General features: G+C 40.1%; 23 protein-coding genes. 11 read left to right on the top strand and 12 right to left on the bottom strand.

What is annotated here, in order from left to right; all coding sequences use genetic code 11:
- Positions 1–11 precede the first annotated feature (11 nt).
- The 3 genes from KO534_RS10560 to KO534_RS10550 all read right to left on the bottom strand — a co-directional run bounded on the left by KO534_RS10560 (position 12) and on the right by KO534_RS10550 (position 3944).
- Positions 12–1466 (bottom strand): hypothetical protein, encoded by a 1455-nt coding sequence (locus tag KO534_RS10560; protein ID WP_215929619.1) that lies wholly within the window; start codon positions 1464–1466, stop codon positions 12–14.
- Positions 1467–1733: 267 nt separating this feature from the next.
- Complete coding sequence (locus KO534_RS10555; protein WP_215929618.1) at positions 1734–3215, bottom strand: wax ester/triacylglycerol synthase domain-containing protein; 1482 nt, start codon at positions 3213–3215, stop codon at positions 1734–1736.
- Between the two features lie 39 nt (positions 3216–3254).
- Positions 3255–3944, bottom strand: a complete 690-nt coding sequence (locus KO534_RS10550) for a TetR/AcrR family transcriptional regulator (protein ID WP_252732076.1) — start codon at positions 3942–3944, stop codon at positions 3255–3257.
- An 83-nt stretch (positions 3945–4027) separates the two neighbouring features.
- Here KO534_RS10550 and KO534_RS10545 point away from each other — a divergent pair, with 83 nt between their 5' ends.
- On the top strand, positions 4028–4798 hold the full coding sequence (locus tag KO534_RS10545) for a ParA family protein (protein ID WP_215929617.1): 771 nt from the start codon (positions 4028–4030) through the stop codon (positions 4796–4798).
- 13 nt (positions 4799–4811) lie between these two features.
- On the opposite strand, the gene KO534_RS10540 is transcribed toward KO534_RS10545, so the two are convergent.
- The gene (locus KO534_RS10540; RefSeq protein WP_215929616.1) at positions 4812–6029 is read right to left on the bottom strand and encodes a DUF445 domain-containing protein; all 1218 of its coding nucleotides are present in this window, start codon (positions 6027–6029) and stop codon (positions 4812–4814) included.
- A gap of 260 nt (positions 6030–6289) precedes the next feature.
- On the opposite strand from KO534_RS10540, the gene KO534_RS10535 reads away from it, so the two are divergent.
- Both KO534_RS10535 and KO534_RS10530 read left to right on the top strand, forming a co-directional pair.
- Entirely contained in the window at positions 6290–7762 is a 1473-nt protein-coding gene (locus KO534_RS10535; protein ID WP_215929615.1) for a DUF3336 domain-containing protein, read from the top strand.
- A gap of 168 nt (positions 7763–7930) precedes the next feature.
- Complete coding sequence (locus tag KO534_RS10530) at positions 7931–8668, top strand: TMEM175 family protein (RefSeq protein ID WP_215929614.1); 738 nt, start codon at positions 7931–7933, stop codon at positions 8666–8668.
- A gap of 150 nt (positions 8669–8818) precedes the next feature.
- Here KO534_RS10530 and KO534_RS10525 read toward each other — a convergent pair whose 3' ends face one another.
- From KO534_RS10525 to fadR, 3 genes are all read right to left on the bottom strand, one after another.
- Entirely contained in the window at positions 8819–9478 is a 660-nt protein-coding gene (locus KO534_RS10525; RefSeq protein ID WP_215929613.1) for a hypothetical protein, read from the bottom strand.
- Positions 9479–9583: 105 nt separating this feature from the next.
- Entirely contained in the window at positions 9584–9937 is a 354-nt protein-coding gene (locus KO534_RS10520; protein WP_215929612.1) for a phasin family protein, read from the bottom strand.
- Positions 9938–10102: 165 nt separating this feature from the next.
- Positions 10103–10813 carry a fatty acid metabolism transcriptional regulator FadR gene (gene fadR, locus KO534_RS10515; RefSeq protein ID WP_215929666.1) on the bottom strand — a complete coding sequence of 237 codons (711 nt, stop codon included), beginning with the start codon at positions 10811–10813 and terminating at the stop codon, positions 10103–10105.
- A gap of 224 nt (positions 10814–11037) precedes the next feature.
- Between fadR and nhaB the strand changes: the two genes are divergently transcribed.
- Together nhaB and dsbB are read left to right on the top strand one after the other, a co-directional pair.
- Positions 11038–12615 carry a sodium/proton antiporter NhaB gene (gene nhaB, locus KO534_RS10510; protein WP_215929611.1) on the top strand — a complete coding sequence of 526 codons (1578 nt, stop codon included), beginning with the start codon at positions 11038–11040 and terminating at the stop codon, positions 12613–12615.
- A gap of 15 nt (positions 12616–12630) precedes the next feature.
- Entirely contained in the window at positions 12631–13149 is a 519-nt protein-coding gene (gene dsbB, locus KO534_RS10505; RefSeq protein ID WP_215929610.1) for a disulfide bond formation protein DsbB, read from the top strand.
- Positions 13150–13170: 21 nt separating this feature from the next.
- Here the strand turns inward: dsbB and KO534_RS10500 are convergent, their stop codons facing one another.
- Positions 13171–14079, bottom strand: a complete 909-nt coding sequence (locus KO534_RS10500) for a formate dehydrogenase accessory sulfurtransferase FdhD (protein ID WP_252732075.1) — start codon at positions 14077–14079, stop codon at positions 13171–13173.
- Positions 14080–14202: 123 nt separating this feature from the next.
- On the bottom strand, positions 14203–14826 hold the full coding sequence (locus KO534_RS10495; protein WP_215929609.1) for a hypothetical protein: 624 nt from the start codon (positions 14824–14826) through the stop codon (positions 14203–14205).
- A gap of 305 nt (positions 14827–15131) precedes the next feature.
- On the opposite strand from KO534_RS10495, the gene KO534_RS10490 reads away from it, so the two are divergent.
- The gene (locus KO534_RS10490) at positions 15132–15611 is read left to right on the top strand and encodes a DUF4920 domain-containing protein (protein WP_215929608.1); all 480 of its coding nucleotides are present in this window, start codon (positions 15132–15134) and stop codon (positions 15609–15611) included.
- A gap of 83 nt (positions 15612–15694) precedes the next feature.
- Here KO534_RS10490 and KO534_RS10485 read toward each other — a convergent pair whose 3' ends face one another.
- Positions 15695–16807 (bottom strand): DUF2855 family protein, encoded by a 1113-nt coding sequence (locus KO534_RS10485; RefSeq protein ID WP_215929607.1) that lies wholly within the window; start codon positions 16805–16807, stop codon positions 15695–15697.
- A gap of 124 nt (positions 16808–16931) precedes the next feature.
- On the opposite strand from KO534_RS10485, the gene KO534_RS10480 reads away from it, so the two are divergent.
- The gene (locus tag KO534_RS10480; protein ID WP_215929606.1) at positions 16932–18170 is read left to right on the top strand and encodes a saccharopine dehydrogenase family protein; all 1239 of its coding nucleotides are present in this window, start codon (positions 16932–16934) and stop codon (positions 18168–18170) included.
- A 32-nt stretch (positions 18171–18202) separates the two neighbouring features.
- On the opposite strand, the gene KO534_RS10475 is transcribed toward KO534_RS10480, so the two are convergent.
- On the bottom strand, positions 18203–19807 hold the full coding sequence (locus KO534_RS10475) for an RNA polymerase sigma factor (RefSeq protein WP_215929605.1): 1605 nt from the start codon (positions 19805–19807) through the stop codon (positions 18203–18205).
- Positions 19808–20024: 217 nt separating this feature from the next.
- Between KO534_RS10475 and KO534_RS10470 the strand changes: the two genes are divergently transcribed.
- From KO534_RS10470 to KO534_RS10455, 4 genes are all read left to right on the top strand, one after another.
- Positions 20025–20651 (top strand): CIA30 family protein, encoded by a 627-nt coding sequence (locus KO534_RS10470; RefSeq protein ID WP_215929604.1) that lies wholly within the window; start codon positions 20025–20027, stop codon positions 20649–20651.
- Positions 20652–20733: 82 nt separating this feature from the next.
- The gene (locus KO534_RS10465) at positions 20734–21963 is read left to right on the top strand and encodes an acyltransferase family protein (protein WP_215929603.1); all 1230 of its coding nucleotides are present in this window, start codon (positions 20734–20736) and stop codon (positions 21961–21963) included.
- A complete protein-coding gene (locus KO534_RS10460) occupies positions 21960–22226 on the top strand; it encodes a hypothetical protein (RefSeq protein WP_215929602.1) in 267 nt (88 codons plus the stop codon). Before KO534_RS10465 ends, KO534_RS10460 begins: the two co-directional genes overlap by 4 nt.
- Positions 22227–22274: 48 nt before the next feature.
- Positions 22275–22835, top strand: a complete 561-nt coding sequence (locus KO534_RS10455; protein ID WP_215929601.1) for a PH domain-containing protein — start codon at positions 22275–22277, stop codon at positions 22833–22835.
- On the opposite strand, the gene KO534_RS10450 is transcribed toward KO534_RS10455, so the two are convergent.
- Positions 22832–23581: a GntR family transcriptional regulator gene (locus tag KO534_RS10450; RefSeq protein ID WP_215929600.1), complete on the bottom strand. Its 750-nt coding sequence runs from the start codon at positions 23579–23581 to the stop codon at positions 22832–22834. The two genes, KO534_RS10455 and KO534_RS10450, sit on opposite strands and share 4 nt — an antisense overlap.
- Between the last annotated feature and the right edge of the window lies 1 nt (position 23582).

Raw genomic sequence — 23582 nt, 5'->3', positions numbered from 1 at the left:
ACGCACGAGACCTAACCACTGCGATTCCATAAATTTTGATTACCTGCTACACAAAAATAATTATGCGGCTCCCAGTAATCAGGAACAAATGCTTTACTTTCCTCAGGCTTAAAGTCATAGGTTAACTTTTCCATGATTTCAATTAAGCGTTTAGGATCAATTTTCATCAATTTTTTACGAGCAACCGGATAATGCAGGTTGACAGATTTATCCACAACTAGAGTTTTACCAAAAGTTAAAAACATTAAGTTTTTTGTGACGGGTCGACATATAGGTTCATCCAAAACCTTAGGGTTTAACTCGGTCACTATAGCGTATTCGTATAAATCTAATTCATTTCCTCTCATATCTTTGGGAATATAAACAATGCCATAACCTAAGGGGAAATGACCGACTATGTCCACAAACACTTTGGCGATATGTTTGCTCACCACTTTTTTGATAGCCAGTTGTTCTATCAATATAGAGGCGGTGGGATAACTTTTTCGTTGGAAATCACGTTTAGTCGAAAAAATAATAGAAGCATAAATTTGCGGTATTTTTAGAATCTCACTGGTACCTTGTTTAGCGTTGTTGGCATCTAACACTAAACCGAGCTGAAACTTTAACCTTTGCTTTTCGGATTCATCAAACTCTACCTGCTGTTGCGCAGTGCTAGAACTCGCTTGCTGGCAACCTAAACCATTTTGTAAATAATCGATGGTATAGTCGTAATTCAAACGCAACATTTTCTCGCGCTCATGTTTTTCCAATAAACGGAATCGGTCTTTCTCCCCTTCTTCTCCCTCTAAAAGCTCGACTAAATCAGGATGTTGAAGTCCTACATCCTGAAAAATGGCTGCAAGCATAACTGGCAAAATTACCGACTGTGTATAACAAATGTAATCACTGGCTTCAGGTTCATATCGTTTTTTAGGATCATAGTGTTTCATCATGTAGGCATTCTTCACAACGCCATCTATAACCAGTTTGTCTAGCACTCGCAAACTTAAAACAGCCTTGTACGCAGGTTTTAATTTTTGATGCAGTTCCGCTAATTTTTTACCCTTACCCGGTGAAAACAGCACTAAGGTAGATAAAAATTTAGCGCTTTTTAGCTGCGTCTCGTCAAAGTCATTACCTTCACTCAAAGACAGTAGGTTAAGACACATGTCTACCGCATCATTTAGTCTGGCGAGCCTAGCGCTTTTTTGCACCAGCAGTTCGTGGTTGTACTTTCTTTTAAGCAACAACAATTGTTCGTCAAGTTTTGCTGCCTTTTGAGATGATTGCGCTTTTTTTGCTGATATAACTTGTTGCATCTCGGTTTTTATAAGCTGCAGTTTTTGTTTATTTAACGGTTCCTGTTTAAAGTACTGTGCAGCTTGTTGATACAAAGACGGGGTCTCGTCTTCGTTTCCACTGATACCGTTGACAATTCTATCTACCGAAATGGTAAAACTAGAATTAGAATTTTTATCTAGCACAATAATTCAACCTGAAAAATGATAAGGATTGTTGTAAGTAAGGTTTGTTGGAACTTCATATATCACCGAGGTTGAGTCTTTTTATTATGCGTATTTCGTTCAAGTCGAATCATTCTAAACCAAAGACTAACAACGAATAAAGGTAAATAACCTCCCCTGTTATCGATAGACTTTTCATACCTCCTTTGCGTTGATTGTTAAAACATCCTTTTTATCGTGCTCTCTACAATAAGGACACTAACCTGCGACCCTCAATTTCAAAGTTCACTATTTTAAAGCCCGGTATTTTTCCTCGTTTTCTTCTTCAATAAACGGTTGCTCTTCAACAATAGAAACATCTTCATCGACAACCTGTTCTCCCATATTTTCAATACTTTGGGTTGGATCATCTACGCAGTTCTCTAACAATTCAAATGCATCAAGGCAGTATTGTCTCAGAGGCTCTAAACTATCGATCTTATTGTTGCAACAAACCAATCCAACATTGGCCTGCCCGTTATAGGTAACCAATGTTATATTCACTCCACCACCAGGCGTGATAGTGGAAATAGGATAAGCAGCAAGGACTTCATTTTCTTTAAAGTACATTTTTTGTGAAGGCCCGGGCATATTCGACACTAAAGTGTTGGCAATAGGTTTAACCCAATTCGATAAGCCTAACATTTCAAATATGATGGCATAGGTTTGAATCAGTAAGGTGTAATAACTGAACGAAGCTGGGTGAGAGGCTTTAGCAGGTCGAGTTACTTTACGATGATTTTCAATTATTTCTCTAAGTCGAAGATAAGGGTCGGTATGTCCATGTGCGAGTTCAACTGGCACTATGGCAATTTGATTGCCATAGGTCGTTTCTCCCGGTCTACGCAAATTGATCGGCATATTAGTGTACAAGGCTTTATTAAAGGTATGCCCATAATCTCTAAGCTGACGGTGCACAGCAATATCAAATACGCACAACAACACCTCATTGGCTGACGCTCGCAGGCGTTTACTGAGGGCTTTTACTCTCGCAAAATCTATATCTAGCGTCGCTATTGCACGACCTTTTTTAACTTGCCCAGTGAGCACTGTTTTAGTGCCCGAAAAGGGTAAAGGCATATAGTTTGAATTTATTCTTAATAACTTCAACAACAATCTAACTATGATCCACAGCAGATCTTTGGTGGCGATAACCAATCCCCAAACACCACCAAATACTGCTTGAAACCAATGACGTTTGCTGCGTTTCTTGGGAGTTCTGTCTAGTGACCAAACCGGTACAAAACCATCAACAACCGGTTCTGGACTGTACCCTGCCTGAAACCAGCGGATAAGTGTGCTGCCGTCACCACACATATGATGAATTTTAATATAAAGTGCAAATAACTCAGTACTATTGTCTTTAATTAGGTGAAATTGCCACAAGGGTTGCTCTCTGTCTAACCAAGGTTCATGTAAACTGGCGACAAATTTATGTAACTCTGGCTTATCGTTTAAATCTGCAATGGTATGTATCTGAACATGGTATTCCATATCTAATTGTTTAACGGGGACAAACCTCAGTGGATATCCCAAAAATGTACTGACTTTGCAATTAAAAGGGGTACACGCTTGATCATTGGCGCGTAACTCTGCCACGAGATTATCAACATAGTCGGGGGAGGCGTTAACTGGCATTTTTAACAATTGTAAGCTGGCTACATGTTTAGGATTATCCTCAGACTCAGTAACCCAAAAAGTTTTGTCTAAAAAGGTAAGCTTTTTACTCATAAGGTAATCCTTGTATTCTCAAGCTAGGAAAACTATCCATTATTCTTCAATAGAGAACTCACGATTGGCGATAGCCTCTTGCAAATGATGCAACTCCCCCTGTTCAATTTTGATGTAAGGTAACAGGGCAAATAAAATAGCTGACAAACTCTTGTATAGATACTCGTCACCATTAATATCATGACCTTTTAAAGCGTAATAATTCCCAGCCTGACTGAACACCAACCCTATGATTTCGACCATTTGATTACACTGACCAGGTGAAGCGACAATTGACTTTTGTATTACGAACTTAGCTAAGAGCTCTGTCACACAACGCTCTTGAGCAGCCATTAGTTTGATAAACCCTTTGGCTACGCTGGGGTACTTATCGCTTAAGTCATTGGGGTTACGGTATAAAAAACGAAATAAGTGATTTTTTTCAATAATAAGATACAAGTAATAAAAAAAATCTTCGATACTAAGGAAAGTATCGGTTTGATTGCTGGGAGCATCTAAAATAGTGCGCATTTGTTGTTGGTAAAGTTCGAATAGGGCTGCCACTATGACTTCTTTGCCTTTAAAATGATAATACAAATTGCCTGGACTGATATCTAATTCCATTGCAATCTCGACACTACTTACATTGTTTTCACCCTGTTGATTAAAGATATCAAGGGCGGTAACTAATATACGCTGAGCCGTTTTCATTTTATTATCACCAAAATGTGATGGAGCATGTTGTATCATTCCACACTGCAAGCATGAAGTGCAAGTGTTTGAAAATAAAGCTTTTGTCTTTAAAGGCAAAGAATAACTATTTAGGACGAATAATGATAAGAGTACTGTTCAACAAAAAAGGGGGAGTCGGCAAGTCGAGTTTGGCAGTTAACCTAGCAGCAATCTCTGCTAAACAAGGGTACCGGACCTTACTCATTGATTTGGATACCCAATGTAACAGCAGTGCTTATCTGAATGTCACAGATTTATCCAATGACAGCAATATTGCTGATTTATTTGAGCAAACAATCACTTTTCATTTACACAGGCGTCCTGCCAGTGATTTCTGTCATCCAACACAAATTGAAAACCTCGATATTATTGCCGGCTCAGAAAGGTTATCCGAGCTAGAAAGTGAGTTAGACAGTAGACATAAAATTTATAAACTAAAAGAAGCTTTAGATTCACTTCAAGACACCTACCAACATATATTTATTGATACTGCACCTGCACTCAACTTTTACAGCATGTCGGCGCTAATCGCCGCGCAGCGATGTTTAATCCCTATTGATTGCGATGACTTCGCGCGACAAGGATTATATAGCCTGCAGCAAAAAATAGCGGAGATTAAAGAAGATCATAACGACAGTTTGGAAATTGAAGGAATCATAGCGAATCAATATATGGCAAACGCCAACTTACCTAAACAGATAATCAACGAATTAATAGCCGAGGGGTTTCCTGTGATATCAGAATATATTGCTCAGTCAGTTAAAATGCGTGAATCCCATCAGGCAAAAAAACCACTGATCACTCTGGCCCCTAAACATAAACTGACGCTATCGTTGATTGCTATATTTGAACTACTAGATAAACATAAGTGAATGTCAAAAGTGTTTACATAAACACGAGGTATAACTGAATAAAGCCAGCGCCCATGCCTAAAAGTGCACCAGTGACAATTAACTTCCATTCGTCGGCTTCGTAGGCGGGGCGAAGCACTCCTTCGAATTCTTCTGGCGATAAAGCTTGCATGCGTTCACACAAATCATCACCAATTCTTAGAGCTTTATTGGTGTATTCGTAAGCGTATGCTAGATAGGTTTCTGAATCAGCAAAAATACGCTGAGTGGCCAGCGACTTCATTTTAAAATATGAGTCTGAGCCCACCCCTAAGGCAAAATAAGGTTGCGCAATTGCCACATAACGTTCAATCGCGTCATTCACATGTAGCTCAATTAGTTCCAACAATTGCCCTGATCCCGAGCCATGCACCGCAATTTCCATGATATTTTTTGAAGTCATTAATTTCGCCTCAATAATATCTGCATACACTCTAGACACTTCTTTTTGACGTTTTAAAAACATACCTTGTATGGTGAAACCCATAAACTTAATCGGATGTTTGGGTTCAAAAATAACTTTTAGGGCGATCCAGTTTGTAGCATAACCAACAATTAAACCACCCACGGGCAGGACCCACCACGTTGGATAAAACATCCAAACCAACATAGTAGGCAAACCAAATAAAAAACCAAAATAAAAACCGGACTTTTCAATAAAAGGAAATTCTTTTTCGCCTGATTTTAGGAATATTTCATTGATAAGCTCAGGCGCATTGACCAATTGCCCAACCACTAATTCCTTAATATCCACTATTTCTTCAATGTTATATTTAAAATCATCCACCATTTTAGTGACAACATTGGGCATATCAGCCTCGACCCTTGCATACACCAAATTTTTGCCATGCACCGGTAACGATGCCCATAATTGCGGAGCTGATTCTTGCATGACATCATTAACTATGGTTCGAATAGTTTGTTTCAGGCGCCTTTGAATGGCTTTGGTAAGCTCGATTGGATCAATTCGGTCGGCTAATTCTTTCACACTAAGCAATTTACCTAATACTAATTCAACTTCAATTTCCGCCATTTCACGGCGTTTAGCGGGAATTAAACCTTGCCACCCTAAGTACGGCTTCACCCCTATAAATTCGATAGGATAAAACATCATTTTGACCGCTAAAAAATTAGTAGACCAACCCACTATCGCACTAATAAAAGGAATAGATAACAAAGGGAGATGAGCAATGAGATGATCAATTACTTGCATAAAAAACAGTTACGCCTGTGAATTATTAAATTGCGGCTTCCATCAGCCAACTACGAGGCTAACTATTGGAATTAGAATGGTCAATCTAAAAATACCTAAGCACAGGAAATATCCAAATAAAACCCTTTTTAAATACAATTAGTTAGCTCATCAAATCAAGACGTGACCCAGACACAAGCCGCTCACCTTTAATTTTTTGGGTAGCAATTTCTAATTATTTACGCTTATATCTGGTCAGACTAGCAAAACAAGAGACTTGTATGGCAAATCATACCCTTACTGAATTACAAGATATCATGTCACAAGCCAACTCTTATGAAGAGTATCACGAGGCTGCACTCGCTCATGACGAATTATCTGGCGCCCAAGAATGGAAAGCCAAAGACCACAGCAAGGATTACGATTACCGACTTATTCGCAAACGAGTACAACGGATAAAACAAGCCCGTGTTAGCGGAGACGCATCAGGTTTAATGTACATTTTACATGAAGGCTTGCATGGCAATTTAGGCAATATTGCCTCGTCTGCCTTAAATCAACACACCAAAATTGGTACAAAATTGCTAATTGAAGAATTCATCCAAGAAGTCTGCGGTGCGTTAGATTTTATTTATCAAGCGGATGAAAGTGAAATCGACTTCTACGAAAAATTATCATTTTTTGAAGAAACGGCACAAGCATTTGGTCGCAGTTGCTTAATGTTAAGTGGCGGTGCTGGTCTTGGTTTTTTCCATTGTGGTGTTGTCAAATCTTTGGTGGAACACGACTTGTTACCCAAAGTTATTTCGGGTGCCAGCGCAGGTTCTATCATTGCAGCACTGGTGGGTACACGTTCCGAAGAAGAGTTGTTGGAAGTGATTAAACCTGAAGTTATCCAACAAAAATTTAAGAAATGGCGATTATGGCAAGGATTTGGACAAGATAGTTTGCTTGACAGTAGTAACCTAGAAAATGCCCTAATCGAGTTATTTGACTTAACCACCTTTGAAGAAGCCTTCAAAAAAACTGGCAGACATATGACTATCACAGTTTCTCCGGCTGACCTGCATCAACATTCACGACTGCTAAATGCGAAAACCTCACCCAATGCTGTAATTACCCAGGCAGTCAGAGCCTCGACGGCTATTCCTCTGTTATTTTCGCCAGTACAATTAAAAGCAAAAAACAGAGCCGGAGAGATTGTACCTTATATACCTAATAGGCGTTTTGCAGACGGTTCTATTATGGCCGATCTACCCTTCGACCGACTGGCCAGACTATACGGCGTGAATCATAGCATTGTTAGTCAGACCAACCTTATTGCAGTGCCTTTTCTAGCGCGGGACAAACGAGATACCACAGGGCTTGTCGGCTTAACTTGGCGCTATGCTGCCAAAATTGCCAAAGTAAACAGCATCTATGCCTTTGATATACTGGAAAACCTAATTAGCCACCGCGCAGCAAGATTAGGCATACACAAAGTACGCTCTATTGTGGATCAACAATATGTCGGCGACATTAATATTCTGCCTAGCGCTACTATTGCCAATTTAAAACATATAGGTTCAAACCCTAGTTTAAAAAGCATTCAGGAGTTGGTACACCACGGAGAACGCGCCACATGGCCGCAGCTAGACTTAATTAAACGCAACACCTTAATTAGTAAAACCATAAGAGATTACTTAACCAAATTAAAACAAAGAGAAGCAAGATTACTTAGTGACCGTAATGGACTGCGAGTGGTAAATTATTAAACGAAATAAATAGTCGTTATCGAGTTTAATTTAGCATCATGACGCTTTTGCCCCAAAAAATTGAATACGACAGCGAATATTTGTTTATTTGCTAGCTTTTTCGGATTTGACCACAGTTGACTGGACTCATAAGATAACAATTTTGGATACAGTAGTTAAGGGCATAAAATGAAATGGACTGAACCAACCCTTTCATCGTTATCTACCGAGGGTGGTTATCGATTACGTGGTGAAAATATGACGCGGATAGAGGTTTTCTCGGATGCCGCATTTGCATTTGCTGTCACTATGTTAGTCATTTCACTGAGCACAATTCCACAAAACTTTAATGAGCTTTTAACTGCATTGCAAAGGATCCCCTCCTTTGCTGCGAGTTTTGCCGTTATGATGCTTATCTGGATCTCTCATCGCCGCTGGAGTCAGCGCTTTGGGTTGGATGACGGTGCTTCAACCTTTTTGACTCTTGCACTAATTTTTGTTGTGCTTGTATACGTTTATCCACTTAAATTAATAATGGACCTAATGTTTTATGCGTTTTCGCAGCGTTGGTTTCCTGCCGATTTTCAAGTATCCAGTACTGCCGAGGTCGCAGTGCTTCTTGCGATTTTCAGCTTTGGCTTTTTCCTTATAGCTTTAATCCACTTTGGTTTGTATCTGAGAGCCGCGTCAAAATCAGAGGAATTGTGCTTGAACCAATTAGAGCAATTGTTGATACGCAAGGAACTATTGTTGTGGATAATACAAGCCATATTAGCGCTGTTAGTTGCGCTGTTTGCGCTGTTATTTATGTCTTCTTTAGGTTACCTAGCGGGTCTCGCCTATAGCTTAACCCCAATTATTATTCCGTTAGTCACCCTTAAAACTAGAAAAAGGATACGTAGCCATTTATCCGCTCGCAGTCAATAAGGTGTTGATAGATAAAGCTAAAGTCCTCCCCGACTCAATTCTTTCTTTACCTGAATTTACTAATCAATAATCAAGCCGCTAAAATAGCGGCATGGTTAACAAACTTAAGACTAACAAACTTGATCATAAGTGAAGCTTTGGCCTTTTTCGCTAATCTTTGGTCTCAGCGTTGGCTTCTTTAGTCGACGGCTCAACAGGTGTCGCTTTGACTGGCGCTTTAGTAGTCGTCGCTTTAGCAGTGGGTTTGGCTGCAGTTTTAGCTGGCGCTTTGGTAGCCGTTGCTTTGGCAGCGGGTTTGGCTGGCGTTTTGGTAGACTTTGCTTTAGCGGCTGGCTTAGCTGCAGATTTAGTTGCCGTTGCTTTAGTTGCAGGTTTAGTTGCCGATTTACGAGTCGTTGTAGCTTTAGGCGCAGCTTTGGTAGTGGGTTTAGCAGATGCTTTTGGGGTGGCATTTGTTGTTGCTTTTTGCTCGGCAGCTTTTTGTTGAGCGAGTTTCGCCACGACATCAATTAAGTTATCTACTCGCTGGGTTAACATGTCAATTTTTTGATCACGATTTTCACTACCGAAACCCAACTTTGCTTTTAATGCTGAAATTTTGTCTTTTAACATTCTTTTGACCTCTAGATTTGCTTGTATTTGAACTTCAACTGACTCACCTTTTTCAAGCAAATCATTGAATAACAGTGAGCCTTCAACGAATAGTTGATCAATTTTGTCAACCGCCTTTTCACGCCCGCTGTCGTAAGCCCCTACTCCAACTAGCCAGGTTTTCTGTACCATAGCGAATGTTTTTTTGGCTGAATGCAATTTGACTCTCCTATTATCTTAGTTCACATAAATACAACGCGAATTAAAAGTACCCAACGCCATCAATAGGCTTTGGCCCTTTGATATTGTTGGGTATGGCACGGATTACTTAGCAGCTAATTTCGCTACTGCATCAGTAAGAGCATCAATTTTTGCTGATAATTCTTCAACTTTTTGATCGGCACTCACTGTGTCTAAGCCTAATTTTTTGCGTACTTCAGCGACTCGTGTTTCGACTTTGTCTTTTACTTGAAATTTGTCTTTAGCTTCGGTTTCGATTTTAGAGCCTTTTACTACTAGCTCATCAAAAAGTTTGCTCGCTTCAACACTGATTTTTTCGTAACGTCCTTGCGCTTCATCAAAACTCTTGCCGTAGGCGCCTAAACCTGCAAGCCAAATTTTACGTGCGAACTCTTCAGCTTCGTTAACTTTACCTTTGATAGAATCTAATTTAGTCATGGGTATTTCCTCGTTTAAAATAATGGATCGGTATGGATTACGACCAAGATTAAATAAACGAATTAGAAATCGCATACTAATTGTATGATTATTTTGATTTTTATAAGAATATTATAAATACAGAGACGACTGGCAGGGCTGCCAGCCTGAATATTGAAGTACGGGTTAGTCAACTAACCCTTTTGGCATGTCAGCACGTAGCTGTTGCCAAAGCTTGCCACTCTCGATGCCATAATCTCTAATGACTAAAGGTACACGCTCGTAATCACCTTTTTCAGCAAGCTCTAATAATTGTTTATAATAACCACGGGTTAAATCTCTCGAATCTCGATGAGAGAAATAATACCCACCAATTCTTGAGTACAATCCTCTAAACCCATTCATCATTAACACATACACAGGGTTTCCAGAGGCAAACGCAAGATCATGATTAAGCTGATAATCAGACTGCGCAAAAATCTTACCATCGTCAGAAATATCGATGTGATTTTTTAATATTTCAATGGTTTTTTCTTGTTGGTTGCGGATTGCACCACGAATAAATACCGCACTTAAATTAGTTCTCGCTGCTAACAAATGATCTACGAGTTCAGGGATCCCATCTTCATCGAGTCTAGCTAAGGTTTCTAAGATATTGAGACCTGATGTTTCCCAGAAATTGTTTACCTTGGTAGGTTTACCATGTTTGATAGTAAGCCAGCCGTCTCGGGCTAAACGCTGTAAGACTTCTCGTAAAGTGGTGCGAGTGACACCAATAAGTTCAGATAACTCTCTTTCTGCAGGAAGAATTGTGCCGGGAGGGAAGCGTCCACTCCAGATAGATTCCACTATGTATTCTTCAGCGAATCCTGCTGGGCTTTGTGCCTTGTATATCATCAACCACTCACTTCATTGTTATTGTTTTTGGGATTCTTATAAACTGATTGTACCAGATGATTTTTGCCGGTAACAACGAAACTTTGAAATGTTAACAAAGTATTACTAAAAACCAGAAAAATTTTACCTTATTGTGTGCTTACTATGGGATTTTGAGATAATTTGTGGGTACAATCTGATTACGTTGATTCGATAATTATAATATTCAGCAAGGAATTTTGCTTATGCAAATGTCAGTACCTCAAGCAGTAGCCGCGAACTTTTTGGGAAAAGCTCCCACTTGGTATAAGCAGGCTATTATCGCCTTTCTCGTCATTAACCCCATTTTATTCATAATTAATCCTTATGTAGCTGGCTGGGCGTTAGTTATAGAATTTATATTTACTCTTGCCATGGCGTTAAAATGTTATCCACTGCAACCAGGTGGACTCTTACTTATAGAGGCAATGTTTATTGGCATGACCACCCCTGAACATATGAAGCATGAAATGGTAGTCAATATTGAGGTCATCCTATTGCTAGTGTTTATGGTGGCCGGCATCTACTTTATGAAAGGACTGTTACTTTACCTTTTCACGAAATTACTGATAAAACTGAAAAATAAAGTGGTACTTTCAATGGCGTTTGCGGCGTCTTGTGCTGTGTTGTCAGCGTTCTTGGATGCCTTAACAGTAGTAGCAGTAATTATAACAGTCGGTTTAGGCTTCTACTCTATTTATCATAAAGTGGCGTCGGGTAAAGATTTTGGTTCAGATCACGATCATTCCCATGATGACGAAGTGCCTAATCCGAAGCGTAATGATTTAGAGGATTTCAGGGCATTTTTGCGAAACCTTATGATGCATGCTGGAGTAGGTACGGCTTTAGGTGGCGTTATGACAATGGTAGGTGAGCCGCAAAATCTGATTATCGCTGATAAAGCGGGTTGGGATTTTGTAGAGTTCTTTATTCGCATGTCTCCCATCACAATCCCAGTGTTTTTTGCCGGGATATTTACAACCTTTATTGTAGAAAAATTTAAACTATTTAGTTACGGCGCACAGCTGCCAGACGTAGTCAGACAGATATTGACTGACTATGACAAAGATGTCGAAGCGAATTTAACCACCCAAGATAAAGTTAGATTAGTACTACAAGGTCTTATAGCAGTTTGGTTAGTGATAGGTTTAGCTGGGCATTTAGCGGCAGTTGGATTAATTGGTCTTTCAATTATTGTATTGGCGACATCTATGAGTGGTGTAATAGACGAGCACTCTATTGGTAAGGCTTTTGAAGAAGCCCTCCCCTTTACAGCCTTATTATGTGTGTTTTTTGGAATAGTGGCAGTAATCATAGACCAAGGGCTTTTTAGTCCAGTCATTAACTGGGTATTAACCTTTGAAGGTAAAACGCAGTTGGTGATGTTTTATTTAGCCAATGGACTGCTATCAATGGTAAGTGACAATGTATTTGTTGGTTCAGTTTATATCACTGAAGTGACTGCAGCACTTAATAGTGGTGCAATTACTCGTGACCAATTTGATATGTTGGCTGTGGCCATTAATACCGGTACTAACCTTCCTAGTGTTGCCACTCCTAACGGTCAGGCAGCATTTTTGTTCTTGTTAACATCTGCAATTGCTCCGTTATTAAGATTGTCTTACGGAACTATGGTGTACATGGCTCTACCATACACAATAGTCTTGACGCTAGTTGGCTTAGCCGCCACTTACTTTGGATTATATGACTTAACGCAATGGTTGTATGAAATGCACTTTATTGAGCACCACTCTGGGGTGATACCCAGCGTTGCTCCGCATTAATAAGGGCATACCCTTTTGTTTGATAAACTATCTTTATTAGCTGCTGATAAGCGCGCGTGGGGCCTATTATTTGGTTCTGCGCTGTGCTTTGAGGTTGCAGCCTTGTACTTCCAACACGTAATGGATTTACAACCCTGTATTATGTGTATTTACCAGCGTACTGCTGTTTTTGGTATTATGTGTGCCGCAATACCTGCATTGATATTCAACAACCTGATCACACGATTGATTGGATTTTTAGGTTGGGGAATATCCGCGATTTGGGGCTTACTCATAGCCATTGAACATGTTGATATTCAAACTGCAGTGAACCCATTTTTTGCTACTTGCGAGTTTGTACCAAACTTCCCGACTTGGGCGCCTTTGCATGAGTGGCTACCTAATATATTCGGAGCAACAGGTGACTGTGGCACTATCGATTGGTCATTTTTTGATTTAAGTATGCCGCAGTGGATGATAGTGATTTTTAGTATTTACACTGCTGTTTTCGGGGTAATCTTGCTCAGCAGAGTATTGCTACAACGCACTGTGTAAATCAACTTAACCTACTGTTATTCAAGCCAACATATGTGGGCTTGAATATACGTTAAACTTAATTTTCGCATCAGACGTTTTCACAAAACCCAGTAAGCAAATATCACAATCCTTGGCTAAATCTATCGCTAAGCTAGACGGGGCTCCCAAAGCAATAATATAACGAATGTTCACCATGGCAGCTTTTTGTACTAAATCGAAACTAGCTCTAGAACTCAATACCACTCCCAAAACCGATTCAATCTCGTGACGACCTGTTGCCTTTCTATGTAAATTGGCACCTATCAATTTGTCGAAAGCATTATGTCTGCCTACGTCTTCACGCACGTCTACTAATTGTATTTCTTGGTTAAATAACCCGGCGCCATGATTACCTCCGGTTTGCTCGAACAAAACCTGTTTGTCTCTTAACTGTTGTGTCAACAGACCTACAGCGCTAACGGGTAATAATGGTAATGGAATATCAGTAGCTGATGTCTGAGGCAGTTTATCCAGTATATTTTCAATGCTCTGTTGACCACACACACCACAAGCCGAGTTCATCACTTCTGCACGTTGGTAATCAGACAGATCGATATGTGCCTCAGCCGCCAAATTAATTTGCACGCGATTAGTTGCCTGAGATTTCAGTCGACCAGATCCTGTGTGGGTAATCGATTCTATTTTACTGAAATCTTGAATCGCACCACTGGAATACAACCACCCTTTCACCAAATTTATATCGTCACCTGGAGTACGCATAGTCGTAAAAAGCAACTTGGGCGAAGTTTTTGAATGTGAGCCAGACGATGACCGTGAATAACCAGAAAACCAAATTTCTAACGGCTCTTCGACTACCACGAGATCTTCACACTCAAACCTTTGTGTATTAGAAACTCGCTCGCTTGAAGCACCTATATTAACGACCGAATATGGCTTAATAGTTTGCAAAAAATAAACTTTAATAAGGAATATTAACACCTAAGCTACCTTAGCCAAGAGCAAGGGTAAAGACGTGTATTATAAAAAATATTCAGACAAGGGATAGCGGAGACGGAGTAACCGAATATGAAGTTATTCCTCAATCTTATCAACTAAAAATTGTGTATGCCCCTGTGAATAAAACGCCGACCCTTTGTCGGACATATAAAACTCATTTCCTTGAGTCACAACCAATCGAGCATCGGTTAAAAAATCTAGCAGTTGTTCTTCGGGCATATCCTGTTCTTGGTAAACCGCAGCTTGTTCTTTTGCTTGGCCCCATTCCACAAACTGTGACAATTTTGCCGTTTGTTGAACTAGCGCATTAAGTCGGCTGTCTTTATCAAAATATTGCTGCAAGGCTTTGGCATTTTCAGAATCACCCTCTACCAACAATTCGCCATTTTGTATACTCACGACTATTTCAGAGCTGAGATCAAATTTCTCTGCTAACTGAGCAATTTCTCTATCTAATTTTTGTTGGTTAAATTGTTGATAGTTTTCAATAATATTGAGATCAATATCGATTTCACCATTTTCCAATAGCTCTAGGGTTTCTTCAAAATCTCCGCGACTCAAGCCACTTTCGAGAACCTCAAACCCGCCAGCCACGTCAGCTATGTTACCTTGTGCAAGTTTGTCGAGCACATCATCAGCTTGCGTATTGTTGTCACCTATATAATTAAATAAAGACAAAGGGTTATTAGAAATTTCCATGAGCACTACCTGCAAAAAATGTAATGATTAACAGCGACTAACACATTGATTAGCAACTTGTACGCCACAACTGCTGTTAGTTATTTGTAGTAGTTGACTCTCCAGCAGTTAGCGCCTTTTACAAGACACTTTCTCGATGGCATTCCTAATAAGAGGATAATGCTAAGGCAAAAGTTTGCCAGTCATGGGTTATATTGATGTTACTTTGCCTTTGGTCGATAGTAGCTAAATGCTTATTTCGAGATTGGTAGATTTAAATCAGTAGAACTTTTATCATGAGTAATAACAGCATCAAGGAGAAACAGATGAAACCAACCCTTAGTATATTAATCGGCTTAATTTTTACATTTAGCATTTCTGCAAAAGTAGTCAGGTTGTCAGAGCCTGTTACTCAAAACGCCGAAACCGAAACCTTTGGTGTTGCACTAGACAAGTCACTGCCCAAATTGAGTATGCAAGACCTCACAATAGAGTCTTCTTCTCACTTAGCTAAACCTTTTCAAGTAGAAGCCAGAATTGCCAAAGTGTGTCAAAAGAAAGGTTGCTTTTTTATCGCACAACAAGACCAGCATATTTTAAGGGTCTCTTTTCGCGATTATGGTTTTTTTATCCCAACAGACAGTAGCGGTAAAACGGTTACACTGGCTGGCGAATTAGTTCAAAAAGAAATAAGTCCTGAACAAGCCGCGCATTTTAAGGCTGATTTAAACAGTGAATCTGACCTAGTTAAACCCGGAGCCGTTTACGAAATTGTGGCTGATAGCGTAACAATACCGCGCAGTTAATGAAGCAGTGACTTCCCCAAGTTGTCGGATCACTACGAGCGGTCTTTGCATCTCCTGTAAAAACCGCTCAAATTTAGGCTAAGTTAAAATTCTAGTACGTTAATTTCCAAGTTGTTTAGCTTATTCTCAAGACCAGTATGATAAAGCGCTTCAATCGCTTTAGCGCCTTTATATTCGGCAACACTGACTTTATTATTCATATGCACCGCAAAACTTTGCCAAGCTTTGGCATAACGCTCAGCAAAACCTGCGTGTCCCCATTCAGCGGTGCGTTTTTTCACTTGGCTAGGCGCAAAGAAAAACTCGCTGTCTAAATGGCCATCTGGCTTATCCTGCTGCGCGTCTACATCTGTTGAACCAATGAGGATTAATTTATCAAGATTATCAGCAAATTGTTTTTGTAAATTCAACAGAAGACTTTTGTTACCAGCGAAATCCAACACCCAACTCTTGTCAGCTGCGTCAAACTCTGTGATCTCGTCATAACTAAACACTTGGTCATAACAGTCTAAACCTTGGGTAAACTCTTTGTTCCCCGCAGAGGTTAGGCCAACGACCTGATAATCTAACCCGCGCTCGGCTTTATGTTTCATTAACAAATGAGCTGCGCCATAAGCAGTTTTACTAGAGGCACTGGTTAATATGACTTGTTTTACGGGTTGCTCTGCAGCCACTAATCCTTCACCAACAAAATCATCTAACACAAAAGATGTCATAAACAATGGGCGATAATTGAGTTGCCATGCTTCTCGCTCAGCTTGATAGCCAGGATCGCTGGCACAGCGCACATAGTTGTCATATACAGGTGAAATACTCTTACGTTCTTCACTGATATCATAAAAATGTAAATCCGAGGCTTTCCCAGCAGTAATCACTAAATGGCTTGCCATTGGCAAATAACCAAATACTTTCTCGCCCACATTGACATCTGCATGATTTGACTCAAGCACAGTTGCAAAACCCCACATTGGTACAATTCCCCACGTCTCATCAGCTGGAAAAAAGCCCCAATACCCCATTTTGTCGCCAAACACTGAATAGGTCACGTTATTCGCCGAAAACCCCAAAGTATCGATTTTTAGTAATACTTGGTCTGCCGATAAGTGCGTACTATCTATGGTTTTCTCAACGATTTTAGTATGGGACACATTGGATTTTTCAATCCAAATTTCGGTAACCTTATGTACTTCGCTCATTTGTTTTGCCCTAAAGTGAATTTAATTTGATAGATTGAGTATAAGTTTTTGAAACGGCATTTCGGCATCATGATTTTGAATGCTATAAAATAAACCAAGATGATTAGCTCAGAGGCAAAGCAACATGAAAAAAACACCCCCTAAGTTCGATATTGTTATATTTGGAGCCACCAGCTTCGTAGGCCAAATATTGACACGCTACATGTTGGCTCAATTTGCTCTTGATGGTGAAATTAAATGGGCTATTGCTGGACGTTCCCAAAACAAACTAATGGCATTAAAACAGTCTTTGGGTTCAGCCGCAGAATCTCTTGATGTGTTAGTTGCTGATGCGGCTGACGAAGCTAGTCTGAACTTATTATGTAGCTCAACTCGGGTGATTATATCTACGGTTGGACCCTATGCACTTTATGGCGAGCCGCTGCTAAAAACTTGCGTGGCATTAGGAACAGATTATTGTGATTTAACCGGTGAAGTCCAGTGGATAGCCAAAATGTTAGAACGCTATGAAAGCCAAGCAAAAGTAAGCGGCGCGCGAATTGTTAATAGTTGTGGATTTGATTCTTTACCCTCAGATTTGGGGGTGTATTTTTTACAACAACATGCCCAACAAAAATTTGCTGAACGCTGCAGCAGTATCAAAATGCGAGTCAAAAAAATGAAAGGGGCCGCTTCAGGCGGCACAGTTGCCAGCATGACCAATATATTTAAGGAGGTAGCAACCAACCCTTCCTTACGTAAACTGTTGGCTAATCCTTACGCTATTTGTCCCGCTGATCATGGTAATAAAGTGCGTCAAAACAGTATGAATCGCCCGCAATATGACAGCGATTTTAATAGTTGGGTAGCGCCTTTCGTTATGGCCGTGATTAATACTAGAATTGTCCATCGAAGCAATGCGTTGGTAGCGGGCGGGTATAGCCAGCATTTTGAATACAACGAAGCGATGTTAACCGGTAAAGGCATAGTGGGTGGCACAATGGCAACAACTGTCGGCGCGGGACTAGGAGGTTTTGCCATGGCAGCGGTCCTTCCCCCTACTCGATGGGCAATGGAGAAGTTTATATTGCCAAAACCGGGTGAAGGTCCAAGCCAAGACGCTCAAGAAAAAGGATTTTACGATTTACGTTTTTACGGTAAAACCGATAGTGGTCAAGAAATCCGCGTAAAAGTCACAGGTGATCAAGATCCTGGTTATGGTTCAACTGCCAAGATGTTAGCTCAAGCCGCCGCCTGTTTGGCACAAGATATCAGCAAAGACTGTGTACCTGGTGGGTTCTGGACACCCGCCAGTATCTTTGGCGATCGATTGATTAAACGTTTAGAAAACTACTCAGGTTTAACTTTTGAGGTTATCGATTAAGCTGTTGTACAGTTAACATGCATTGAGTCGTTTTACTTTTTCATTCGTTGCTGCACTTTAATTGAATGCCATACAGCGGGAATGATCACTAGAGCCGCTATAACAGCTAAAATCCAGAGGTAATTTTGACTCAATCCGCTCAAATTAATGACTTCAGCAGCCATGTCGTTATTGACATGAGGTGCCTGCGCAATGGCTCCTATAGCGGCCTCTTTGGCTGTTGCAAAACCACTGCTAAATGCACTTTCCCAACCCAGAGCAGAGAGTGAGGCATAGGCTTTATAGGCTATTGCTGACACTCCAAAACCAATCACTCCTATGCCTACTACACCAATTCCTAAAATGCCAAAACCAACGGCTCCAATACTGATCACACCAAAAGAAACGATCCCTACACTGACCGGTGCTATGGCTACTCCACCCCAAGCGAAAAGTAGCCCGTAAGCGATGTTACCACCTGCAATCCACCCAAAAGCCGGTTTATCGCCCATTTCAGGCTTAGTAAATTGAAAGTGGAATAAAGGGATACCAAGTAGCGTGAATTGGCTTTTATACTCACGCTGTTTGGCATTTTTTTGATCGACTTGCCCAAGAAAAGCTTCAGGATAAAGTAAACGCTCTTGAAATCTCAGCCTGCGCATCGCCTTAAACATATAATCGACTAAGGCTAAATAACTGGCTACAAAAGTCAGCGCCAGTAGCTGTGCAGCAATAGTGAAAGCACTAACATCGCTACTTGTGCTTAACGCCAGTTGTTTTAATAGCAGCATGCCAGCTACAAAAACAATGGCAAATAACATAAATAACACCACTATTTTTATTGCTTGTTGCCGTTCTCGTTGTGTACGTGATTGCACAAGTACCGCTTTTAAACCAAAAAATGAACTTATCACTCCTGACCACGCCACCAAAAATGCCAAAACACTGGCTAAATTGAATAATGAACCTGTTTTAACGGCTCCAGCTCCTATGGCCGCGGCTTTGACTGGAGGAGCGATACCACTGATGCTTAACAGCACAGCAGCGGTAAATCCTGCGCCAGGTTTACTCTTCACTAGTGCATCTTCCACATATTTGATCATCGACTTTTGCAACAATTTGCGCCCTCTAGACAAACGTTGTTTGGCTGTATCTTCAGATAAATCTAATTCACGAGCCACATGCTCAACAGAATTGTGCTCTCTGTAAAATAAAATAAGTGGCTCTCTGTAAATATCATCCATTTTATCAAGGGCTTTCCAAAGCAGAGCTTGCTGTTGCTCTCGGATGGCAACGTCTTCCATTTCACTGTCATTAGCGGTTAAGTCGGTGTTGTCTATTTCATCAGCATTGCGTAACGGTTGCTTTTCTTCCTTACGACGGTAATGACTTAACTTAAATCGTAAAATACCACACAACCATGACTTTAGTTTTTCTGGCGCTAGCAAAGAATCGAGTTTCTTCCAGGCTTCAACGAACACTTCTTGAGCTATGTCTTCACTTTGTTTTATATCGCCGACCGACGAATAAGCCAAAGAACACAACAAATTTTGATAACGACTGACAATTTCGCAAAATGCGTCGCGATCGCCTCCCAATGAAGACATCACCAAAAAAGTGTCGTCATTACTCGCCTTAGTTTTTTTCTTATTAAACATATCAATAACTTTTATTTTTTCGCCGCAAACTAACAAGTGCCGTTTTTTTAGTAAAGGTGACAGCTTTTCTCAATTTTTTTTATTTTCAATAACTAAATTCAATTTTTTGTCACCTATTCGTTTCGTTGAGGCACTTAATGATAGACACCGCATTGCTGTGTTCAATTTATAGCAACACGCGAATAACGCGCAACTTTTAAATTTTGGAAGAGATCTTATGAATAACCAATCTAAAACAGTATCAAGAGTACGAAGCTATCTTGCCATGGTTTCTGTCGTTACCCTATCAAGCTTATGTTTCACATCACCATTAAACGCGGAAGTTAGCAACACTCAAACCAGTGCCATAATTGATGACTTTAATGATCCAACCAACAACACGTTAGGCATTCCCCGACAATTTTTTAATGACACTGTAGCTGGCGGAAGTACCACCGCTGAATTGAACGTTGCTGAAGGTGTCATGCATCTGAAAGGGAAAATTGAACCCGCAAGAGGACAGCCTGGATGGGCAAGTTCAGTTTTACTTCTTGACCCAAAAGGCCAACCTATGGATGCCAGTGAATTTTCAGGTATTCGGCTTATGGTTAAAGTCAACGCAGGGAATTTATCAGTGTCCGCCAATAGTGTTGAAGTGACCAATTTTGACTATCACACAGCACAACTGTCTGTCGTCCCTGATGGAAAATTTCATGAAATAAAGGTCCCCTTTAACACTATGAAACGTGCCTGGTCAGAGCAAACTGCACTGAATACTAAAACGATTAACGGCGTCAGCATCGTAGCCTTCGATTTAAGGAAAGCACAGTTTGATTTTGCGGTTGACGAAGTCAGTTTTTATTAACTAAAGCCAGCACAGCAATCAACATTGGTTTGAAAAAACAAATCAATGTTCACTTACCTTTTTTTTAAAATGGAGCATGAATATGCGAGAACACAATAACACTAGGCTCGATTACCTAGATGCGGCCAGAAGTTTCGCATTGATACTGGGCATAGTTTTTCATGCCAGCCTCTCTTTTATGCCTATTTTTATTGGATGGGCAGTGATGGACATTTCCACCAATGAGAGGGTGCCATTATTTATGTTGGTTAGTCATTCCTTCAGAATGGCGTTATTTTTTCTAGTGGCCGGATTTTTTAGTCATATGACGTTCCAAAAATTAGGGTTGGGTGGATTTCTTAAATCACGTTTGTTGAGAGTAGGTGTCCCATTGGTTATCGGTTGGTTCTTATTAAGACCTTTACTGGTATCAGGCTGGATTATGGGAGCCGAAAGTATGCGTGGAGAGGTACACATTGGAAACGCGCTATTGGAAGGCCTAAAACGCTTAGGGCAACTACCCAATGAATTTTTAATAGGCACCCATTTGTGGTTTTTGTATTACTTATTGCTGGTTTGCGTCATGACATTATTACTCCATTACTTAATTGGGTTGCACGCACCCACTAAGGCTAAAATAACACCTCTAATAGACTACGCTATTAATTGGTTGTGCCATTCACGGTTTGCTATTCTAGTGCTTTGTGTTCCTACAGCCGCTTCACTTTGGTTTATGGATCATTGGGGCATAGACACACCTGATAAATCTCTCATACCGGATATTCCGGTTACCTTATTGTATTGCGTATTTTTTCTATTTGGTTGGTTATTACAACGACAATCGTCGCTAATTAATGGATTTGTTAGTTTAGGCTGGAGCAAATTTATACTGTGTATTGTTGCTGTCGCGATTACGATCACATTGTCAGGCTTTGAGACAAGTCGGGGTCATCCTCAGTATATTTGGCTTAAAATATGTTTCGTTGTGAATTATGCCATTATGATGTGGACTCTCGTATCTCTCACTCTTGGATTATGCAAGCGAATATTCACACGGCCAAGTCAGTTTGTGCGTTATATTTCTGACTCTTCCTATTGGCTCTATCTCATTCATTTGCCACTAGTAATATGGTTACAGATAGCCTTCGCAGAACTCCCCAGTTATTGGTTAATTAAACTTTTATGCATATCAGCAATAACCATTTTCGTATCCATATTGATTTACGATGGTTTAGTGCGCTCGACCTTCTTAGGTGCTGTCTTAAATGGAAAACGTAAGCCTCGCATCCTTTTTAAATTCAGTAAGCAACAATATAGGACGACCACACTATGATTATTAACCTATGGTTATTTTTGAGTATTGCCGCGGTGTTGATCACAATTTTAGTGATATCAAGCACCATGATCATTAACAAACGAAAGTTAAAAGAAATAGAACTTGAAGCGTTAAAAGCTAAAAATTCTGATTTAAACACAGTGATAGAAAAAGTAGTGGCTCGGCATGTCAAATACCAAAATGATAGAATTGAAACCCTAGAAGCGATAGTCACTGATAGAAAATACCAACTTAATGAAAATTTACATAACCTTCGGTAATATTTAGTCATGCTTTGGGTAATTAAAATCGGCCTTTGAGGACAAAAAATGGAAAATAACTGTATTGCACAAGCGACCTTCAACCCTAAGGTTCGAAATTATTGGACAGTAATTTGGGTGTTTATTAGTTTCATTACCGTAGCGGGAATTCTTCTAAGCCCCTTAGTTGCGATGATTGCTTGGTTGGTTTCCAAAAAAATACTCAACGCAATGTCAGCTACGTTATTAGAACGAAAATTGGTAGTGAAACGCGGCATCATATTTGTTGTTGAAAAGTCTATCCCGCTTGAGAAAATTACCGATATCGCGCTAAGTCAAGGACCTGTAATGCGCTTCTTTGGTCTTTATCAACTAAGTTTTGAAACTGCAGGGCAATCATCCGAAGGAGCCTTAGTATCGTTAATTGGTATCAACGACGCAAAAGCTTTCAGAGAAACGATATTAAAACAAAAAGATCGTTTAACTGGTAATCAAAGTATTGAAATTGAGAAACCTGAGGCTGCAACTAATGACTTGGCTACGAATGATTTACATGCCCTGACAGAAAGTGTTCAGAATATAGAAAAAATCTTGAAAAAGCTGTTAGACGACAAACACTCTGACAACTAACCCAGTTCCACTAAATAATGATAGTTATCACTACGGCAGCGACTCTGTCTAAATTCTATGGCTTTGTTGTCTAATGAGTGGGTCACTCGTGTGACTTCTAGAAGCGGATCACCTAACGTTATACCTAACATCTGAGCATCTTGCTTAGTCGCCAGTACTGCTTTAATACTGTCGCGGGTGTCTCGAACGGTAAGATTAAATTGAGTTTGATAGAAATGATAAAGGGTATGAGGGACTTCGGGATGTTCTTCCAGTGTGCCGAAGTATTTATGTGGCAAAAATATAGTTTCGGCAATGCAAAATTCGTTATTCAATATTCGCCGTCTACTAAGCACTATCACTTTGGCATTTAGCTCTAATTCTAACGCTTGGGCAACCTGTTTAGTAGCTTTATGAGTTTCTACTGAAAGTAGTTCAGCTTTAGGTAGCTCCGGCGTTTTTCCATCAGCAATTAACGGAAAGAATCGATACAAACTATGATGCCCAGTATGCTCTGAAACAAAAGTCCCAATGCCTTGTCTTCGGGTCAGTATTTTAGCATCGGTTAAACTGTTTAATGCTTTACGCACCGTACCTTGACTGACATTTAGTTCGCTTGCCAATTGAAATTCGTTCGGTAACATTTCCCCAGGCTTCCAACGTTGTTCAACAATCAGTTGAGTGACATGCTCCTCAACTTGTTTGTAAAGGGGCTGAAATGCTAACCCTGGTTGACTGAGTTTGTTATCAAAACGATTTTTATTCATG

The sequence above is a fragment of the Paraglaciecola arctica genome, assembly GCF_018861065.1.
GTDB classification, from domain to species: domain Bacteria; phylum Pseudomonadota; class Gammaproteobacteria; order Enterobacterales; family Alteromonadaceae; genus Paraglaciecola; species Paraglaciecola arctica_B.
Note: the sequence above shows the minus strand (reverse complement) of the source record. Positions and strands in the feature narration are given on the sequence as shown.

Excerpts from the sequence above, each read along its gene's own strand:
- KO534_RS10555 (WP_215929618.1), bottom strand. The coding sequence starts at position 3,215 with ATGAGTAAAAAGCTTACCTTTTTAGACAAAACTTTTTGGGTTACTGAG.
- KO534_RS10550 (WP_252732076.1), bottom strand. The coding sequence starts at position 3,944 with ATGATACAACATGCTCCATCACATTTTGGTGATAATAAAATGAAAACG.
- KO534_RS10545 (WP_215929617.1), top strand. The coding sequence starts at position 4,028 with ATGATAAGAGTACTGTTCAACAAAAAAGGGGGAGTCGGCAAGTCGAGT.
- KO534_RS10540 (WP_215929616.1), bottom strand. The coding sequence starts at position 6,029 with ATGCAAGTAATTGATCATCTCATTGCTCATCTCCCTTTGTTATCTATT.
- KO534_RS10535 (WP_215929615.1), top strand. The coding sequence starts at position 6,290 with ATGGCAAATCATACCCTTACTGAATTACAAGATATCATGTCACAAGCC.
- KO534_RS10530 (WP_215929614.1), top strand. The coding sequence starts at position 7,931 with ATGAAATGGACTGAACCAACCCTTTCATCGTTATCTACCGAGGGTGGT.
- KO534_RS10520 (WP_215929612.1), bottom strand. The coding sequence starts at position 9,937 with ATGACTAAATTAGATTCTATCAAAGGTAAAGTTAACGAAGCTGAAGAG.
- fadR (WP_215929666.1), bottom strand. The coding sequence starts at position 10,813 with ATGATATACAAGGCACAAAGCCCAGCAGGATTCGCTGAAGAATACATA.
- nhaB (WP_215929611.1), top strand. The coding sequence starts at position 11,038 with ATGCAAATGTCAGTACCTCAAGCAGTAGCCGCGAACTTTTTGGGAAAA.
- KO534_RS10495 (WP_215929609.1), bottom strand. The coding sequence starts at position 14,826 with ATGGAAATTTCTAATAACCCTTTGTCTTTATTTAATTATATAGGTGAC.
- KO534_RS10490 (WP_215929608.1), top strand. The coding sequence starts at position 15,132 with ATGAAACCAACCCTTAGTATATTAATCGGCTTAATTTTTACATTTAGC.
- KO534_RS10485 (WP_215929607.1), bottom strand. The coding sequence starts at position 16,807 with ATGAGCGAAGTACATAAGGTTACCGAAATTTGGATTGAAAAATCCAAT.
- KO534_RS10480 (WP_215929606.1), top strand. The coding sequence starts at position 16,932 with ATGAAAAAAACACCCCCTAAGTTCGATATTGTTATATTTGGAGCCACC.
- KO534_RS10475 (WP_215929605.1), bottom strand. The coding sequence starts at position 19,807 with ATGTTTAATAAGAAAAAAACTAAGGCGAGTAATGACGACACTTTTTTG.
- KO534_RS10470 (WP_215929604.1), top strand. The coding sequence starts at position 20,025 with ATGAATAACCAATCTAAAACAGTATCAAGAGTACGAAGCTATCTTGCC.
- KO534_RS10465 (WP_215929603.1), top strand. The coding sequence starts at position 20,734 with ATGCGAGAACACAATAACACTAGGCTCGATTACCTAGATGCGGCCAGA.
- KO534_RS10460 (WP_215929602.1), top strand. The coding sequence starts at position 21,960 with ATGATTATTAACCTATGGTTATTTTTGAGTATTGCCGCGGTGTTGATC.
- KO534_RS10455 (WP_215929601.1), top strand. The coding sequence starts at position 22,275 with ATGGAAAATAACTGTATTGCACAAGCGACCTTCAACCCTAAGGTTCGA.
- KO534_RS10450 (WP_215929600.1), bottom strand. The coding sequence starts at position 23,581 with ATGAATAAAAATCGTTTTGATAACAAACTCAGTCAACCAGGGTTAGCA.